General features: G+C 69.3%; 18 protein-coding genes. 8 read left to right on the top strand and 10 right to left on the bottom strand.

From position 1 onward, the window contains the following. Positions 1-27 precede the first annotated feature (27 nt). Complete coding sequence (locus tag ACIBO2_RS29300; RefSeq protein ID WP_358552829.1) at positions 28-786, bottom strand: maleylpyruvate isomerase family mycothiol-dependent enzyme; 759 nt, start codon at positions 784-786, stop codon at positions 28-30. A 195-nt stretch (positions 787-981) separates the two neighbouring features. Further along, positions 982-1,476 carry an ATP-binding protein gene (locus ACIBO2_RS29295; RefSeq protein WP_358552831.1) on the bottom strand — a complete coding sequence of 165 codons (495 nt, stop codon included), beginning with the start codon at positions 1,474-1,476 and terminating at the stop codon, positions 982-984. Positions 1,477-2,564: 1,088 nt separating this feature from the next. Here ACIBO2_RS29295 and ACIBO2_RS29290 point away from each other — a divergent pair. Further along, positions 2,565-2,933, top strand: a complete 369-nt coding sequence (locus ACIBO2_RS29290; RefSeq protein ID WP_358552833.1) for a hypothetical protein — start codon at positions 2,565-2,567, stop codon at positions 2,931-2,933. A 141-nt stretch (positions 2,934-3,074) separates the two neighbouring features. Here ACIBO2_RS29290 and ACIBO2_RS29285 read toward each other — a convergent pair whose 3' ends face one another. Continuing rightward, on the bottom strand, positions 3,075-3,386 hold the full coding sequence (locus ACIBO2_RS29285) for a hypothetical protein (RefSeq protein WP_358552835.1): 312 nt from the start codon (positions 3,384-3,386) through the stop codon (positions 3,075-3,077). A gap of 219 nt (positions 3,387-3,605) precedes the next feature. Beyond that, positions 3,606-4,373, bottom strand: a complete 768-nt coding sequence (locus ACIBO2_RS29280; protein ID WP_397300903.1) for an alpha/beta fold hydrolase — start codon at positions 4,371-4,373, stop codon at positions 3,606-3,608. Positions 4,374-4,575: 202 nt separating this feature from the next. On the opposite strand from ACIBO2_RS29280, the gene ACIBO2_RS29275 reads away from it, so the two are divergent. From ACIBO2_RS29275 to ACIBO2_RS29265, 3 genes are all read left to right on the top strand, one after another. Beyond that, positions 4,576-5,181, top strand: a complete 606-nt coding sequence (locus tag ACIBO2_RS29275; RefSeq protein WP_358552839.1) for a DUF6891 domain-containing protein — start codon at positions 4,576-4,578, stop codon at positions 5,179-5,181. Between the two features lie 147 nt (positions 5,182-5,328). Then, positions 5,329-5,940, top strand: coding sequence for an AAA family ATPase (locus tag ACIBO2_RS29270; RefSeq protein ID WP_358552841.1), 612 nt, complete (start codon positions 5,329-5,331; stop codon positions 5,938-5,940). 97 nt (positions 5,941-6,037) lie between these two features. Continuing rightward, complete coding sequence (locus ACIBO2_RS29265) at positions 6,038-6,745, top strand: DNA polymerase beta superfamily protein (RefSeq protein WP_358552843.1); 708 nt, start codon at positions 6,038-6,040, stop codon at positions 6,743-6,745. A gap of 116 nt (positions 6,746-6,861) precedes the next feature. On the opposite strand, the gene ACIBO2_RS29260 is transcribed toward ACIBO2_RS29265, so the two are convergent. The 4 genes from ACIBO2_RS29260 to ACIBO2_RS29245 all read right to left on the bottom strand — a co-directional run bounded on the left by ACIBO2_RS29260 (position 6,862) and on the right by ACIBO2_RS29245 (position 10,598). After that, positions 6,862-7,155: a DUF1330 domain-containing protein gene (locus ACIBO2_RS29260; protein WP_358552845.1), complete on the bottom strand. Its 294-nt coding sequence runs from the start codon at positions 7,153-7,155 to the stop codon at positions 6,862-6,864. A 33-nt stretch (positions 7,156-7,188) separates the two neighbouring features. Further along, a complete protein-coding gene (locus tag ACIBO2_RS29255) occupies positions 7,189-8,577 on the bottom strand; it encodes an MFS transporter (protein ID WP_358552847.1) in 1,389 nt (462 codons plus the stop codon). A 40-nt stretch (positions 8,578-8,617) separates the two neighbouring features. Continuing rightward, positions 8,618-9,076 carry a MarR family transcriptional regulator gene (locus tag ACIBO2_RS29250; protein ID WP_358552849.1) on the bottom strand — a complete coding sequence of 153 codons (459 nt, stop codon included), beginning with the start codon at positions 9,074-9,076 and terminating at the stop codon, positions 8,618-8,620. A 280-nt stretch (positions 9,077-9,356) separates the two neighbouring features. Continuing rightward, positions 9,357-10,598: an MFS transporter gene (locus ACIBO2_RS29245; RefSeq protein ID WP_397300897.1), complete on the bottom strand. Its 1,242-nt coding sequence runs from the start codon at positions 10,596-10,598 to the stop codon at positions 9,357-9,359. 173 nt (positions 10,599-10,771) lie between these two features. On the opposite strand from ACIBO2_RS29245, the gene ACIBO2_RS29240 reads away from it, so the two are divergent. The 4 genes from ACIBO2_RS29240 to ACIBO2_RS29225 all read left to right on the top strand — a co-directional run bounded on the left by ACIBO2_RS29240 (position 10,772) and on the right by ACIBO2_RS29225 (position 13,568). Further along, on the top strand, positions 10,772-11,956 hold the full coding sequence (locus ACIBO2_RS29240) for a PHB depolymerase family esterase (RefSeq protein ID WP_358552853.1): 1,185 nt from the start codon (positions 10,772-10,774) through the stop codon (positions 11,954-11,956). A gap of 125 nt (positions 11,957-12,081) precedes the next feature. Then, the gene (locus ACIBO2_RS29235) at positions 12,082-12,360 is read left to right on the top strand and encodes a hypothetical protein (RefSeq protein WP_397300895.1); all 279 of its coding nucleotides are present in this window, start codon (positions 12,082-12,084) and stop codon (positions 12,358-12,360) included. 21 nt (positions 12,361-12,381) lie between these two features. After that, on the top strand, positions 12,382-12,921 hold the full coding sequence (locus ACIBO2_RS29230) for a helix-turn-helix domain-containing protein (protein ID WP_397300892.1): 540 nt from the start codon (positions 12,382-12,384) through the stop codon (positions 12,919-12,921). Positions 12,922-12,986: 65 nt separating this feature from the next. Further along, positions 12,987-13,568: a dihydrofolate reductase family protein gene (locus ACIBO2_RS29225; protein WP_358552857.1), complete on the top strand. Its 582-nt coding sequence runs from the start codon at positions 12,987-12,989 to the stop codon at positions 13,566-13,568. 31 nt (positions 13,569-13,599) lie between these two features. Here ACIBO2_RS29225 and ACIBO2_RS29220 read toward each other — a convergent pair whose 3' ends face one another. Both ACIBO2_RS29220 and ACIBO2_RS29215 read right to left on the bottom strand, forming a co-directional pair. Beyond that, positions 13,600-14,766 (bottom strand): hypothetical protein, encoded by a 1,167-nt coding sequence (locus ACIBO2_RS29220; protein ID WP_358552859.1) that lies wholly within the window; start codon positions 14,764-14,766, stop codon positions 13,600-13,602. 52 nt (positions 14,767-14,818) lie between these two features. Next, on the bottom strand, positions 14,819-15,724 hold the full coding sequence (locus ACIBO2_RS29215) for an erythromycin esterase family protein (protein WP_397300888.1): 906 nt from the start codon (positions 15,722-15,724) through the stop codon (positions 14,819-14,821). Positions 15,725-15,935 lie beyond the last annotated feature (211 nt).

Genomic DNA, 15,935 nt, shown 5'->3' with positions numbered 1-15,935 from the left:
GCCGCCCGGTCGCTCGGGTCGCTGGGGTTACTGGGTCGCGAGGGAGAGGAGTCGGCGCAGGTAGGTGACCTGCTCGGGGTCGCCGGTGACCGACACCTCGCCGCCCCTGCCCCACACCCAGCGCAGCAACTCGTCGGGCGCCCCCGACACGACGGTCCGCGCCTGCTCGACCGCCCTGTCGGCGGTCTCGTCGGCGACGGTGATCTCGGTGGGCGTGGCCCGTACGAGCCAGGCGCGCTCTCCGCCGACGACCGCGATCGCCCCCTTGAGGTCGGGGCGCAGGGCCTCGGCGAAGCTTTCGGGGTAGTGGGCGAATTCGTGCGCGAGCATCACCTTGAGTCCCTCGTCCACCCCGTCGAGGGCCAGGTCGTCGGCGGCGGGCGTCACGGGCAGGCCGGCCGCGAGTTCGGCGTCGACGCGGTGGATCACCGTCTCCTGGGCCATGCGCCTGATCCAGAACCCGACGCTCTGGTCGGGCTCGTACCAGGTGAGCGCGTAGTCGTCCGGGGCCCTAGCGGCGAACTCCGCCATCAGCTCGGCAAAGGCCCGGTCGAGCACCGCGAACGGCTCCTCACCGGACAGGTCGGGCGGCCATGGGGTCGGCCACTCCCCGCGCAGCATCGTCTCGGCCTTGTGCAGGTAGACCTCAGTGATGTGCGCGACCAGATCGGCGGCGGTCCACCCCGGGCAGCTAGGCACGGGCGCCGCGTCCGGCGCGGCGGAGGCCGCGGCTCTGAGCAGGCCGTATTCGTCAGCCAGACAGGCCAGCAAGCGAGGGGCATCCATGGCACCCACCCAACCACGCATCGCCGGCACACTGCATCGCATTAAACCGGCGGCGTGTCGCCATATAAGCCGGCAGCGTGCCTTGCCTGGCCGGTGGCGTATCGCCTTAGGCCAGCGGTGTGTCGTTGTGAACAGCTCGCGGATCGAACAGGCGCCCCCACAGCGCCCGTTCCTCTCCCGCTCCGGCGTCAGGCGCTAGGCGGCGCTTCCGGGCCCTCTCCCGGCGAACAGCCCGCCCCGCCGTACGGCCGGCATCCTCGGACGCCGGTACGGCAACGCGAACCACGTCGCCTTCCCGATACGCCCCGGACTGGTGACGTACTTCTGGGGATGGCATCCCCAGAAGCCTTCGGAGAGCGCGGCGACGATGCACAGCCCCCGCCCGCGCTCGGCGTCGGCGTCGACCACACGGGCCACCGGCAGCGGTGGACCGCAGTCCACCACCATGCACACGATCTCCTCGGGATCGGCGTGAAGCACCAGCTCATAGGGTGCCTCTCCATACAGAAAGGCATTTGTCACCAATTCGCTGGCCATTAGCACGGCGTCATCGACGAGATCGGGACTCAGTTCCAGTCCGGTCAGCGCGTCACGGACGACCGTTCGGGCATACCGGACGGCCTGCACGTCTTCGCGCAGGGGCCAGGCATGCTCGGCGTGTGTTCGCGGGACGGATCGCAGTGGGGTCATTGGCTTCTCCTTCCGCGTTCAACTGTCGAAACGTGTACGGAAGAGAGGTCAAAAAAGGCGGATCTTGAAAAATCGTTTTTCGCCGGCCCCCACGCACCGCGACCCGCCGCACATGATGGCCTCCCGCGCACCGCGACCCGCCGCACATAGTGGCCCCCCGCGCACCGCGACCCGCCACACATAGTGGCCCGCTCCGCACCGTTGCCCGCCGCGCACCGCGACCCGGCGGCCTTTACACTCGGCGACTCTCCATCACGGCCTGCCCGGTAAGCCCCGCCCCCAGCAGCAAACCGCGGCCCGTCCGATCGGACCATTGCCCCGCACGCTGATCCCCTTTCGCCGCACTGACTCCTTCCACAAGGACATGTCAGCGCCACGCCAGCGATACGAAAGCCGAAGCGGCGAGCATGATGTCCGCGGCCTCGAAATCCCTTGGAGATTCGCGACAAAAGGAGAGTCGCCTTGAGAACGACAGCACGGTTACTCGCGATGACGACACTGGTCGCAGGCATGGCGCTCGTCGCGGCGCCCGCGAACGCCGCCACGGGAACACTGATTCTTTCCATCAGCCCTGCCGGGCAAAGAATCATGTATAACAATCCCACGGCCGGTTGTTACAGCACCGCATCAGCCTTCAGCAATGTCACAAATCGCACGAATGTCGCTGTCACCGTTTACCAAGGAACGCACTGCCAGGGACTGTCCCTAATCATCGCTCCGGGTACGAGTCCCGTGCCGGTCGGAGACCGCCTCAGCGTCTCCGTCCCCGTCTAAGGGTTTTCGATCCAGAAGAAGGGATGAAGTATGCACAATCGCATGGCGAGGCGAATAGCCGTCGGCCTAGTCGGCCTGGGCTTGGCCCTGACTCCCGTGGTCCCAGCATTCGCGGCGCAGAGCAGCTCGTCGACCCGGCAAGTGGCGGGCCCCGCGCAGGTGGAGAGCCACACGGAATGGGGCGGCTGGTATTCCAGCCTGGACAGCTGCGCCGAAGTCGGCCGGGCATACGTCCACCAAAACGGAGCTATTGGATTCACCTGCCGGCCCCTCAACGGCCAGTGGGCCCTCTGGGTCGTCTACGACCCCTCCCCGTGACCTTCGATCCGATGAATCACACTCAGGAGAGAACAGTGCGGAATATCAAGAAAGCCGCGACGACACTCGCGATCACGGCCGCTCTCGCCGCCGGCGGCATGACGCTGGCCGCGCCGACTTGGGCGGAAAGCGCATCGTCCATCACGCAGGCGAACGCCGCGGCGGGAGTCTGGTACATCTTCAATTTCTATCCGGACGAGGGGACCTGCGAAGCGCAGCGTAGATGGGGCGCCAGTCAGGGCTGGTGGACCTGGGACCATTCGGCCTGTGCGACCAACGGGCGGGACTGGGCGCTCTTCATCCTCTACGACGCGGCCCCTTCCGCGAAGCAGGCCCCTCTTCCCGAGGGTTGGCAACGGTCCTGATTTATCGGCGAAATATGAGATAGCGCGAAAAGGTGCCTTCTCACCTGTCTGGCGGCGACATGCTGGGGTCGCAGCGGAGGCAGAGTGGAAGGCACCTTTTCGTACCGGAATTCGCGATCCGGCATTCATACGATCGCCAAGTCAGCAGGCCCTGACTTCGTCGAGGTAGGAGCCCCAGCCGTGCCGAAAGAGGAAGGTCTTGTGCGGCTTGAGCACCTTGCACTCACTGTCGAAGTTGTACTGGATGACGATCTTGACACGGATGGTGTGCCCGCAGTCGTTGCGGACCTTGACCCACTTGTTGTAGTCGTGTCCAGTCCAGGTCGTGGCGCAGTCGGGGGCGCCGTCCCGGGCGGCCGACTCGGTCGATGCCGAGGCGCTGTAGCCAGGAAGTACGACCAGAGCGGCAGAGACGAGTGCCGCCATCGCCGCGAGTCGGATCTTTCCTCTCATGCTCATCTTACGTGTCCCCTTTCTCCGTTTTCTCCGTCCGAAATGTCACGCCGACCATAGGAGCGGGGATGTTGAGGTCATGTTGAGGATGCGTTGACCCCTGGCCTGGCTGAAGTCGGCTGCCGGTCGCAGAGGCCGAGCCGCTGAAACGGCAGGCGTACGATCGCGCCGACTTCGCCCTGCTGCGGCAGTGACGTCGCGGACGGGTAAGGCCTGGCGCTACGCGCGGGCGCGGGCGTGCGGGCGCAGGGTGGCCAGCCAGCGGCGAAGGAGGCCGGCGAAGGCCTGGGGGCGTTCCAGGTGCAGGAAATGCCCGGTGCCGTCCCACGTGACCATCTGCGACCCGGAAGGTGCGGGGATAGAGGACTCCCACGCCGCCGGCTCGCTCAGCGAGCGGACGCAAAGGACCGGGCGGGTGCGCCTGGCCAGGTAGCGGCGCGTCGCGGGCCGGGCGCCGAACGCGTCCGGGCCCAGGTACATGCCCTCATAGCAGGCGGCCAGTACGTGACCGGGGGTGGCGAGCAACTGGGCGCGTACCTCGGCGGGCAGGGTGCCGAGCTGGCGGACGGCCGCCGCCGCGCCCTTGGACCGCAGGGCGGCCAGCCGTTTTCCGAACAACCGCTCCTCGGCGGCGTCCGCACCATAGGCAGGATCGACGACCACCAGCGCGGAGACGTGCTCGGGGTGCTCCACGGCCATGGCGGTGACGACCTGGGCGCCCATCGAGTGCCCCACGGCGACGACCGATCCGGCGTCGAGGCGGTCGAGCAGGGCCACGAGGTCCCCCGCCAGGTCGACGGGCCGGTAGCCGGCCATGGGCGCCGGCGACCCGCCGTGCCCGCGCAGGTCGGCGGCGATCACCCGGTGACCCGGCTGGAGCGCGTCGGCGATGGGCGCCCACGTACGGGCGTGACCGCCCCAGCCGTGCACGAGGAGCAGGGTCTCGCCCTCGCCGCGATCGGTGTGGCACAGCGCGATGTGTGCCATCAGCGTGAGCCCTGGCGGATCATGGGACGCCCTCCTTGAAAGCGCTTTCCCGCCATCTTTGGCGCTGCCGGCCGACCCCGGCCGATGAGGTCGGCCCCCGGACACCGTCGGCGTACGCGTCGCGGCCCGCACGCACCATCGACATTCACCGGCCGTCCACGCGGCCGCAAGATGCGTCGGAGTGATCATGTAGGTTCCTCGCATGCATGGTGACGACGGTGCGGATGAGTTGGCAACGGAACGCGCATTCTTACGAGAGCAGATCGAACTCGCAGTTCTCGGTGGTTTCGACGATGAATACGACATAGAGGACTGGCTAGAGGACGAAACGACCGACGAAGATCTGCTGGAGGAGCTGAAGGCGTACGCGGAAGAGCTGTTCCGGCAGGAGCGGGCGCGTGAGGACACTTGGCTCACCCCCACCGTGAACGACGCCATCGACCAGGCATTCGAGGAGCTGAACGAGCGCGGCCTCGTCGCGTTGCAGAACGCGGGTTTCACGATGTCCGACGGTTGGACCGACGCTCTCGAAGCCGCCTCGGAGTTGCCGGACAAGCCCCGCGGCGCGGTCTTCTATCACGGCCAGGACCTCGAGTCCGGGGTTCAGGGCGACGGGCTGATGCTGGCGTTCGGCGCCTTCGAAGACGACGAGGCGAAGAGCGACGCGGCGAGCGCCGCCATCGCACAAGAGGTGTGCGACACCCTCACCGCTCACGGGGTCGAGGCCAAGTGGAACGGCTCCGTCAACTCGCGCATCGAGATCGCGCCGTTCCCGTGGCGAAAGCGCCGCTGGACCGATGCCCCTTGATCCTTGGCCCGCCGCCAAGGGAACAGTCTGTGACGCCATCCCCCTAGATCTGCGGATAAACACGCCGATACGGCACTCTTGTCACCTGACGTGCAGCAAAATGTGACCAACGCACGTGTCCGTACTATCGGGGTGAAGGTGAGGGTCTTGACAATCTCGGTGCCGGCGGTTCCGGAGGCCGCTGGGACGCTGCGCTACCCGGCCGGCTCCCTGGTGATCCTGACCGGCCTGCCCGGCGCGGGCAAGACCACGCTGCTGCGCCGCCTGTACGCCCTGGACGGCACGGAGAGCCGCCCGGTCGTGGCGGGCGCGGTGGTGGTGATCGACTCGGCGCAGTCACGCCTGCGGTGGAGCACGAGTCTGGGCTGGGCGCCCAAGCCGCTGCGTACCGCGGTGGTGTTCACGACGCACGTGTGGCGCATCGGCCGGGCGTTGCGGGGCGGCACCGCGGTGATCGCGCACAATCGCGGCTGCGGATCCGCCGTGTTGCACGGGTTCGCCTGGCTGGCGCGCCGATCGGCGGTCCCGTTCCACCTGCTGCTGCTCGACGCCCCTCCCGCGGACGCGCTGGCCGGCCAGCAGGCCAGGGGCCGGGTCGTGACGACGCGGACGTTCGCACAGCACAATCGCCGCTGGGAGGCGCTGCTGGGGCGGGTCCGGGCCGGCCGCACCAGCCCGGCCACCGGCGCGCACGTCCTGGACCGGCCGACCGCCGACCTCCTCGAAGGCATCCACTTCGACGGGCCTGTCCCCCGCTGACCGCACGCGCGCCTGGCCCCGCGGCAGGAGCCTTGAGGTTCCTACGACACCCACCACCTGCGGGCGCTGCCCGATCACCGCCCCCGAAGGACCTCCCGTGACCAACATCCCCGGCACCGTGCTGCTGGCCGGCGTCGTCGGCTCCACCGCCTACGGTTTGGCCGGGCCCGACTCCGACGTCGACCGGCTTGGCATCTTCGCCACCCCCACGCTGGCCATGGTCGGTCTGTCCCGGCCCAAGGACAGCATCGTCCACACCAACCCCGACCGGACGCTCCACGAGGTGGGCAAGTGGTGCTCTCTCGCGCTGGGTGGCAATCCGACCGTGATGGAGCTGGTGTGGCTGCCCGACGACCTGTACGAGACCCGTACCCCGCTCGGTGACCAGCTGATCGCCATCCGGACGGCGTTCCTGTCCGGCCCGCGGGTCCGCGACGCCTACCTCGGGTACGCCACTCAGCAGTTCCAGCGCCTCGACCGGCGCGGCGACGGCTCGTTCTCGGCCGACACCCGCAAGCGGACCAGCAAGCATGCCCGCCATCTCGCCCGCCTCCTGCACCAGGGGCGCGAGCTGTACGAGACCGGCCACCTGCCGATCCGGCTCCCCGACCCCGAGGCGATCCGCGCCTTCGGCGAAAGGGTCGCAGAAGGCAACACCCAGGAGGCCCACGACCTCCTGGCGGCCACCGAGAAGGCGTTCGACACCGCGCCCACGCCGCTGCCCGCCCAGCCCGACGCCGCCACGGTCGAAGCCTGGCTGCGCGAGGTCCGCATCGCCCACTGGAATCCACCGGCCGAGCGCTGACCGCCCTGCTGCGGACCACGGCTGTCGCTGTCTACCGGGGCGGCTCAGGAACTGGTTGTGTTGGGCGCGGAGAAAGATGGTGGATCTTCAGTGAAGATCCACCATCTTGACCTCGGTCAGTCGATGCCTTCGACGATGCGGAAGTCGCGCTCGACGCCGTCGGAGAGGACGACCAACGCTTCCTGGTAGGCCGCACTCTCGTGCGCCGCGACGGCCTGCTCGAAGCTGTCGAACTCGATCAGGACGGTGCGCTCGGCGATTCCGGCGTCATGCGCCACGACCCGACCGCCACGAACGAGGACCCGACCGCCTCCGGCCGCGACGGCCGGACCGGCCAGCTTGTTGTAAGCAGCCAGCTTCTCAGGGTCTGAAATGGTGCGGTAGGCGCTGACCCAGTAGCCCTTGGGCATGGAACCTCCAGTGTTGGGATGAGTGCATCTGACTTACGGGTTGGTCTCGGACGAGCGTCGGCGGGCGAGAGCGAGGCTTGTCAGCGTCGTGATCGCCATGGCGCCGATGCCGACCAGCGCCGCGGTGGTGTAGGCGCTGTCGTCGGGGAAGAGGTGGCCGAGGCCGGTGCCCGCGGTGAGGATCAGGCCGCCGATGGCGCTGCCCAGGGAGTACCCGACGCTGCGGACGACGTAGTTGAAGCTCATGGCGCTCGACGTCTCGCTCTTGGGGGTGACGGCCAGGATGACGCCGGGCATCGCGGCCGAGAAGCCGCCGACGCCGAAGCCGAGCACGCCCATCGCCGCGAACAGTTCGGTCAGGTCCGATCGGGCCGCCGCGAACAGGGCGAACCCGCCACCGACCACGACGGCGCTGCCGGCCAGGAGCAGGGGGTCGGTGATCCGCGTCCGGACCCGCGGCGTGAGCTTGCCGGCGACGAACCCCAGCACCGAGAACGGGATGAGGACCAGCCCAGCGACGAAGGTCGTCAGCCCGAAGCCGTAGCCGGCGCCGTGCGGCGTCTGCGCGTACCGGGTGATGAGCGTGAGCAGGAGGTACATGCCGATCCCGCCGACGAACATGGCGAGGTTCGCCCCGGCGACCGCCGGGTGCCGCACCGCCCGCACATCGACCAGGGGCGTCGTGGTGCGCAGCTCGATGACGGCCCAGACGCAGAGCAGCACCACCGCGACGACGGCGAGGCCCGCCGCCACGGCGAGGTGCCGGCTCCACAGATTCCGTTCACCGGCGAGGAACAGCACCAGGAGCAGCGCAGCGGCCAGGACGACCGCGCCTGCCACGTCCACGTGGGCGGAGCGGCCTTCGGGGGCTTCGGGCATGGAGCGCCACGCGGTCAGGAGGGCGGCGGCGGTGACCACCAGGCCGAGGCCGTAGGCGGCCCGTACCCCGCCGAGTTCGGCGAGCAGTGCGGCCAGCGGGTAGCCGACGCCGGCCCCGATGATCGAGACCACCGAGATCAGGGCGATCACGGCCGCGCTGCGCTCCTCGGGGAGGTGGTCCCGGGCCACGCCCATCATCAGCGCCGTCAGCCCGAGCCCGACGCCCTGGGCCGCCCTGCCGGCCAGCAGCCACGCGAACGGCAGCGGCAGCACGGTGAGCGCGCTGCCGGCGACGACGACCGCCAGCGTGGCGAGGATCGTGGCCCGCCGGTGCGGGCCGGCTCCGAGCCGGCCCAGGACCGGCGTGGCGACGGCGCCGCTGAGCAGCGCGACGGTCAGCGTCCACTGCGCGCTGCCGAGCGAGACGTGGAACGAGGTCGCCACGCTGGTGATGAGCGGCGTCCCGAGGCTGGCGACCGCCGCCACGACCAGAGCGATGAACATCAGGGCGGGGACCAGCAGCCGCGCCTCGGAACGCGCCACCGGGAACGCCTTCACCGCGACCCCGCCGACCGGCTGCCGGTCACTGCTTCGGCCCTTCGCGGTCCTGGCTTTCGAGCTCTGCCAGATGCTTCAGCGCCGGAAGGGCCGCCACCAGCGCCTCGACCTCCTCGCCGGTGAGCTCGCCGATCAACCGCTCGAACGCGTGGACGCCCGCCTGGCGCCGCGTCCGGACATAGGAGGCGCCGGCCTCGGTCAGGCACACCAGCGTGACCCGCTTGTCGGACGCGTCGCCCCGCCGCTCGACCAGGCCGGACTCCTCCATCACCCGGACCAGGGCGGTCATCGCGGGCTGGGTGACGCCCTCGACCGCGGCCAGATCGGTGATGCGCCGCGGGCCGGTCCGGTCCAGGGTGGCCAGGGTGGCGGCGGACGTCAGACTCATGTCCCGGGGCAGGCGTCTCGCGGCCCTGGTGGCCAGGCCGTAGAGGGCTGCCCCGATGGCGGCGGACGCGCCAGGAGCGGTGTCTTGACGACTCATGCCCGAAGCATAGCATTTTTATATTCATAGTTTATGGAAATGGTGCTGCGCTGGGCGCCGCGACCGCCCTGTCGCTCCACCTCGACCACGGCCCCACCTACTTCGAGACTCTGCGCTGCGCCGACATCGACCCCGACGCCGTCACCACCTCCGACCACGGCCGCCTGCACATGACCCGCGACACGTAAGCGCTGTTGAAGTCGTATCCGCTCGAGGTGGCCGCGGGCGATCCGATGGACCGCAAGCTGAGCAGGCTGAGGGCGCTGGGCGAGCAACTGCGTCACGGCAGACGGCGGAGGCTGACAGACGCCTGACCAAAGGACGCCGGAGCTGAGGCGGCACGCCCGGTGCGGGCGGCGACCACCATCACGGCGAGGCCGAGCGCCACGACCGCGGCGCCTACGTACAGCGGCGCGGTGTAACCAAGGCCCGCGCTGATCGCGAGGCCGCCGAGCCAGGCGCCCAGGGCGTTGCCGACGTTGGAGGCCGCGACGTTGGCGCTGGCGGCGAGCGGCGCGCCGCCCGCTGCGTCCGTGACGCGGGTGATCATGCCGGGCACGCCGGCGAACCCGAAGACGCCCAGCAGGAAGACCAGGACCACCGACGCGACCCGCCCGTCGGCCAGCAGCCCGAACGCCGCGAGCGTGGCGGCGAGTCCCGCCAGGGACACGATCAGCGTGCGGTCGCGGTCGCGGTCGGCCGCCCGGCCCCCGGCGACGTTGCCGATCACCAGGCCGCTGCCGTAGACGACGAGCAGCCAGGCGACATCGGCGCTGGTGAAGCCGGTGACCTCGGTAAAGGTGTACGCGATGTAGCTGAACGCCCCGAACATGCCGCCGTAGCCGAGGGCGGTGGCGGCCAGGGTCAGCCAGACCTGCCAGGAGCGGAAGGCGCGTAGCTGGGGGCGCGGACCGACCGGCCGGTGGGCCTCGTGCACGGCGCCCGCCCAGGCCGGAACCCACACGGCGATGGCGGCCACGGCCAGCACGCCGATCCCGGTGATGGCCCAGAACGTGGCGCGCCAGCCCCAGCGTTCGCCGACCAGAGCGCCGAACGGCACGCCCAGCACGTTGGCGACCGTCAGCCCGGCGAACATCACGGCGACCGCCTGCGAGGCCCGCTCCGGTGGGACCATGCGCCGGGCGACGAGCGAGCCGATGCCGAAGAAGGAGCCGTGGCACAGGGCGGCGACGACGCGGCCGATCAGCGCCACGGCGTAGCTGGGCGCGACGGCGGACAGCAGGTTGCCGAGGACGAACAACGCCGCCAACCCGACGAGGACGGCCTTGCGGTGGATGCGGGTGGTGGCGGCGGTCAGCAGGATCGCGCCGATCGCGACGCTCAGGGCGTATCCCGAGATGAGCCACCCGGCCGTGGCTTCAGAGACGTCCAGGCCGCGGCTCACCTGGGGCAGCAGGCCCGCGATCACGAACTCGGTCAGGCCGATCCCGAAGCCGCCGAGCGCGAGCGCGACCAACCCGGCGGGCATCCGCCGCGCGTTCCTGTCCTGTCGGATGTTCACGTATAGATCATGGGGGGTCGGTCGCCGAGCTTGACAAGGCTGTCCGCGACAGAGGTATGGGCCGGACTCACATGTGCGCCTCCGGGAATTCTGGTGCGTGCCACATATCAGGCCGTTCGCCAGGAACGTACCGTCACGGGCAATCGCCAGGCGTGTGAACCACGGAGTCGCCGATGTTTCCACTCCCCAGCCGAGCCGTCGTCAGAGCCGTGACGGCGCTCGTCCTCATCCTCGCCCTACTCGCCGTCGCGCGCCCGTCCCGGGCGGCCTCCCTGACGAAGGTCACGGGGTTCGGCTCGAACCCGGGCGCCCTGAACATGTGGGTCTACCGCCCCGACGGTCTGCCCGCGGGCTCCCCCGCCGTCGTCGCTCTGCACGGCTGTACGCAGAGCGCCAACGCCTACTACACCAACTCCGGCTGGCGGAAGTTCGCCGACCTGTACGGCTTCGCGCTGATCTTCCCCGAGGCCACCACCCCGCCGTCGAACTGTTTCCAATGGTTCCAGGAGGGTGACATCGGGCGCGGCCAGGGCGAAGCGCTGTCCATCGCCCAGATGGTGTCGTACGCGATCAGCACCTACCAGCTCGACCCCGGTCGCATCTCCATTACCGGCCTGTCCGCGGGCGGCGCGATGACCGCGGTCATGGTCGCGGCGTACCCGGAGCTGTTCGACGCGGCGTCGATCGTCGCGGGCCTGCCGTACCGCTGCTCCCCACCCGCCTCGACCAGCACCTGCATGAACGGCCCGGTCACCAAGACCCCCAAGGACTGGGGTGCCCTGGTGCGCGGCGCGTACCCCGGATACACCGGCCCGCGGCCGCGGGTCTCGATCTGGCACGGCCAGGCCGACTACGTGGTCAACAAGGCCAACGGCGTGGAACTCAGGGACCAGTTCACCGACGTACTCGGCCTGTCACAGGCCCCCGCCTCGACGACGAGCCTGCCCGGTGGCACCACGATGGAGACCTATGGCGGCGGTGAGGTCCGCTTCTACCGAATCGCCGGGATGGGGCACGGCACGCCGGTCGATCCGGGCGGCGCCGCGGAGCAGTGCGGCACGGCGGGCGCCTATTTCCTCGACACCATCTGCTCGGCGTACTACGACACCCACTTCTTCGGCCTCGACACGGGATCGCCGCCGACCTCCACACCGACGCCCACCCCCACCCCGTCGCCGCAGCCCTGCTTCACCGCCACCAACTACGCGCACACCCAGGCGGGCCGGGCCCACCAGTCCGGCGGCTACGCCTATGCCAACGGCTCCGACCAGGCGATGGGCCTGTGGAACACGTTCGTGACCACGACCTTGCGGCAGACGGGACCGAACTACTACGAGGTGGCCGGCACCACCTGCTAGGTCAGAGTGGACGGTTGATCATCAGGCGCTGAAGGAGAAGAAGCGCCCGCCGCCGTCCTACGGCGGACGGCGGACGGCGTGCGACGACCTGGCGGTCCGCCCGTACATCGGCGATGCTGTGACGCGTGAAGTACGTGTCCAGAGTGCCGCGACCGCCGCTGGACGGGCTGATCGACGACCTTTACTACCTGGAGGGCGCACCGCCGTACGCCCGGCTGACGCTGCCGCCGATGCCGTCGGCGTTGCTCATCGTCAACCTCGGGGCGCCGTTCCGCATCCGCGCCGGCACCGACATCGAGACGGCCGAGTACGCCGACGGCTGCGTGGTCACCATGCCCACCCGCGCCTTCGAGTTCGGCTATCCGCCGGGGACCCGGTCAGTCGGCGTGCATGTCAAGCCGTGAGGGCTGGCGCCGTTCCTGCCGATGCCCGCGGCCGAGCTGTGTGACCGGCCGGTGACGGTGGAGCAGGTTTGGGGCCGGCCCGCCATTGCTGAGCTGCGGGACCGGCTGGCCACGGCGAACGGACCGCACGAGATGCTGACGCTGCTCGAGCAGGAGCTGATGCGACGGCTGTGCGAGACCGCCGGCCTGGGGCTGGTCCGCCATACGAGCGGCGTCATCGCGGCGACCAGCGGGTCGGTGGCGATCGGCGACCTGAGCGTGGCAGCCGGTGTCAGCAGCACTCATCTGGCGCGGCGGTTCAAGGAGCTCATCGGCGTCACGCCGAAGCGGCTGGCCCGCACCTACCGCTTCGCCGCCACCGCGTTCGCGATCGACCCCGCCGGACCGATCGAGTGGGGCGAGCTCGCCGCCGGCGCAGGCTACTTCGACCAGGCCCACTTCGGCCACGAGTTCCGGGCGTTCACCGGGCTCACGCCGACCCGGTACGTCGAAGTCCGGCGGCGGTTCCTGCGCGAACATCCCGGCCACGTGATGGACGGCTGGCCGCTGCCGGCCGATTGATTTCTTACAAGAGCGACAGCTCACGACACGCTAATTTGGGGCACCCCAAAGCAGAGGAGAGCCCCGTGGGCAAGGTGGTCATGTACAGCTCGGTGTCGGTGGACGGCTTCGTCGCGGACGAGAATGACCAGCCCGGACCGCTGTTCGACTGGTTGTCCAGCGGTGACGTCCCGTTGGACGAGAGCGGCGAGCTGAAGGTGTCGCAGACGTCCTACGACTACACCCGGCCGTACTGGGACCAGATCGGAGTCACGATCGTCGGCCGCCACGTCTTCGACATGACGGATGGCTGGGACGGGAAACCTCCGGCCGGGATCGACCACGTGGTCGTCGTGTCGCACCGGCCGATGCCCGAGGGCTGGGACCCCGAGGCGCCGTTTCACTTCGTCGACGGCGTCGAGGCCGCCATGGCCAAGGCGCAGGAGCTCGCGGGTGACCGCATGGTCGAGGTCGCCGCCGGCGACGTCGGTGGCCAGGTGCTTGCCGCGGGCCTGGTCGACGAGGTGCGCATGGACGTCGTACCCGTCGTGTTGGGGTCCGGCAAGCGCTACTTCGGGTCGGTCCACGCGCAGCACCTGTTGGAGGACCCTGACGTGGTGATTCAGGGCAACCGGGTGCTTCACCTGCGCTATCGGGTGCGCCGATAACTGATCTGAACGGGTACGCGAGGAAGCTCGTTCATGCCGGCCAGTCGCCGCCGGAGCGAAGCCAGGAGGCTCCCAGAAGCGCCGAGCACAGCGCATCCGCTTTTCCGCCATCCGTCTGAGAAGTGCAGAGCGCGTGGAGCGGCCGAGCGAAGTAGCGAACCTCTGCGGCGGCTCGCCGAACAGCGTGCTCAAGTGCTCGGCGGGAGACCCAGGCCAGCTCGTGGCCCGGGTCGTCCGTGTCCGTCGGACCGGTTAACAGGAGTCTGTCGCCGTCCGCGGCGACATGGAGCCAGGGATGACCGATCCACACCATCGAAGGAGACGGCTCGCGGTATCGGGCGGCCTCGCGCCAGCTCGCCAAGTCCGTCAGATCACTGCAGCATCCCGGCTCGACGACGAGCTTGCCCGACACCAGCAGGCAATATCCCCCTTCCAGACAGCTGACGTTGTCGAGCGCGCCCTCTTCACCCCCGCCGAGCGACCGTTGGAGCGTGGCTCGGACCAGCGTTGTCAGGTAACCTCCCGCGAGAAAACCCGACAGCGGAATCAGCCGCGGGTTGTCCGGCATCGGTTTCGGCAGCCCTGCCGCGGCGATCCTCTTCAACCAGTAGGCATCCCACAGCGACTCATCATCCGGTAGTGCGGGATAGTCCTCGGTCAGCTCGTGTACGACATCGGACAGCGCGTCGATCACTGGTACCAGCCGTACGTCATCATGGACCACCGGCGTCGGCGGCGCAGGTGCGGGGCGGGCGGTGGCACGCAGGGCCTGTTCGTACTGCCGGCGGGAGAAGACGAACGGTCCGAGAGTCGCTGACAGGTCCCAATCCCTGGCGCTGTTGGAGAACCCCGACCAGCGGACCTCTGTGTCTGTGACCTCGATTCTGGCCAGCAGCGCCCAGCACTCCGGGATGCCGCAGGTGCAGCCGAGCAACATGGTCTCGTCGTCTTCTTGGTTGTAGGCCACTTCTGTGGGCTCGCCCAGGTAATGCCGGCTCGGCCAGCCGGTCCCCGGGAAGTAGCTGTACTCGCCCGCGAGCAGTGGGGCGGGCTCGGGCGCGAACTCCTCGGCTCGTTCGAGCTGCTCGGACCGCGCGTACGGGAGCTCCGCCTCCCGCACGAGGTCGAGCAACCGAACGCCGTCGATGACGATCTCAATGAGGTCGTGGCCTGCCCGCCGGAACTCGATCTCTCGCACCCCGCCTCCTCATCGGAATCTTACGGGGGCCGTGCCGTACCCCGGTCGCCGGTCATCGCCTCGGCTCGATCCCGGAGACGCTGCGGGTTTCGGGGACGCAGGCGACCGCGTCGAAGGCCTGGGCGACCGGGAGGTCCATGAAGTAGTCGAGCATCCTGATCCGCCGGTACCTGTCCGGATCCTCACCGCGCAGATCGGCGATGGCCAAGGCAGCGCCGGTGTCGAAGGCGGTTTCGACGCAGTCGTCGGTGAGCGGGGGCAATTCGGTGTCGAAGGTCTCGATGCCGAGGGGGTGCTCGGGCGCCACCTGCCCGGTCGCGGTACGGCCGGCGACGCTGGTGGCGGCGATGGACACGTAGTCGTCGCCGAGCGCCTGGGCCAGATGGTAGCCCTGGGGGAGCAGCCCGAAGTCGCCCTCGTGCTCGATGGCCGTCTTGCGGATGTGCGTGTTGTGCGTGGCGACCACCACCTTCTCGCCGCCCTCCAGCAGCCGCAGAACGGTGTCGGCTCCGGCGGCGTCCATGCACGCCGAGCCCACCGCGAGTCCCCGGCCGGTGAAGTCGCGGGCGGCGTGGTCGAGGTACCAGGCGTTGCGCAGGTGGTGGAGCGCCTGCGCGTGTTCACGCCCGCGTCCCTGACCGCGCTGGTAGGCGGCCATGGTTTCCATGCAGACGACCAGTCTGCTGATGAGCGCGCTCAGTTCATCCTGTACGGCGGGCGCCAGCCGCGTGTGGTCAGTGAAGATCTTCATGGTGGGGACGTCGCGTCCGCCACCGGCCAGCCGGAAGGCCCGCTCGGCCAGCGGCAGCGCGTCCCGGTCCGCGTCGCGCAGGTAGGCCGCGACCTTGTCGAGCGCCGCCTGCGGGCTCCCGGCCAGGCAGCCGGCGAATCGTACGGGCCGCTCCGATGATCTGAGCCGTGAACACCGTACGTCCCTCAGCTGCGGCGTTTCGGGCACTGGCCGCCAAGGCGTCGTTCGTGTCCTGCTTGAAGATCCCCATGCCTACTCCCCCCTCCGCTGGATCCCGCGAGGAATCAAGGAGATGCCCCAGTGACTCGGACAGCGCGACTTCGTTCAATGCGTTGGACGCGCCTCACATTCAAACGGTTGAGAGCGTCCGGCGATTACTCCAAACCAACCCTCTGATCCGCAGGGTAGGGCAGAGCCC

The organism is Nonomuraea sp. NPDC050022 (genome assembly GCF_044460705.1).
Lineage (GTDB): Bacteria > Actinomycetota > Actinomycetes > Streptosporangiales > Streptosporangiaceae > Nonomuraea.
This window is presented reverse-complemented; position numbering and strand designations above follow the sequence as displayed.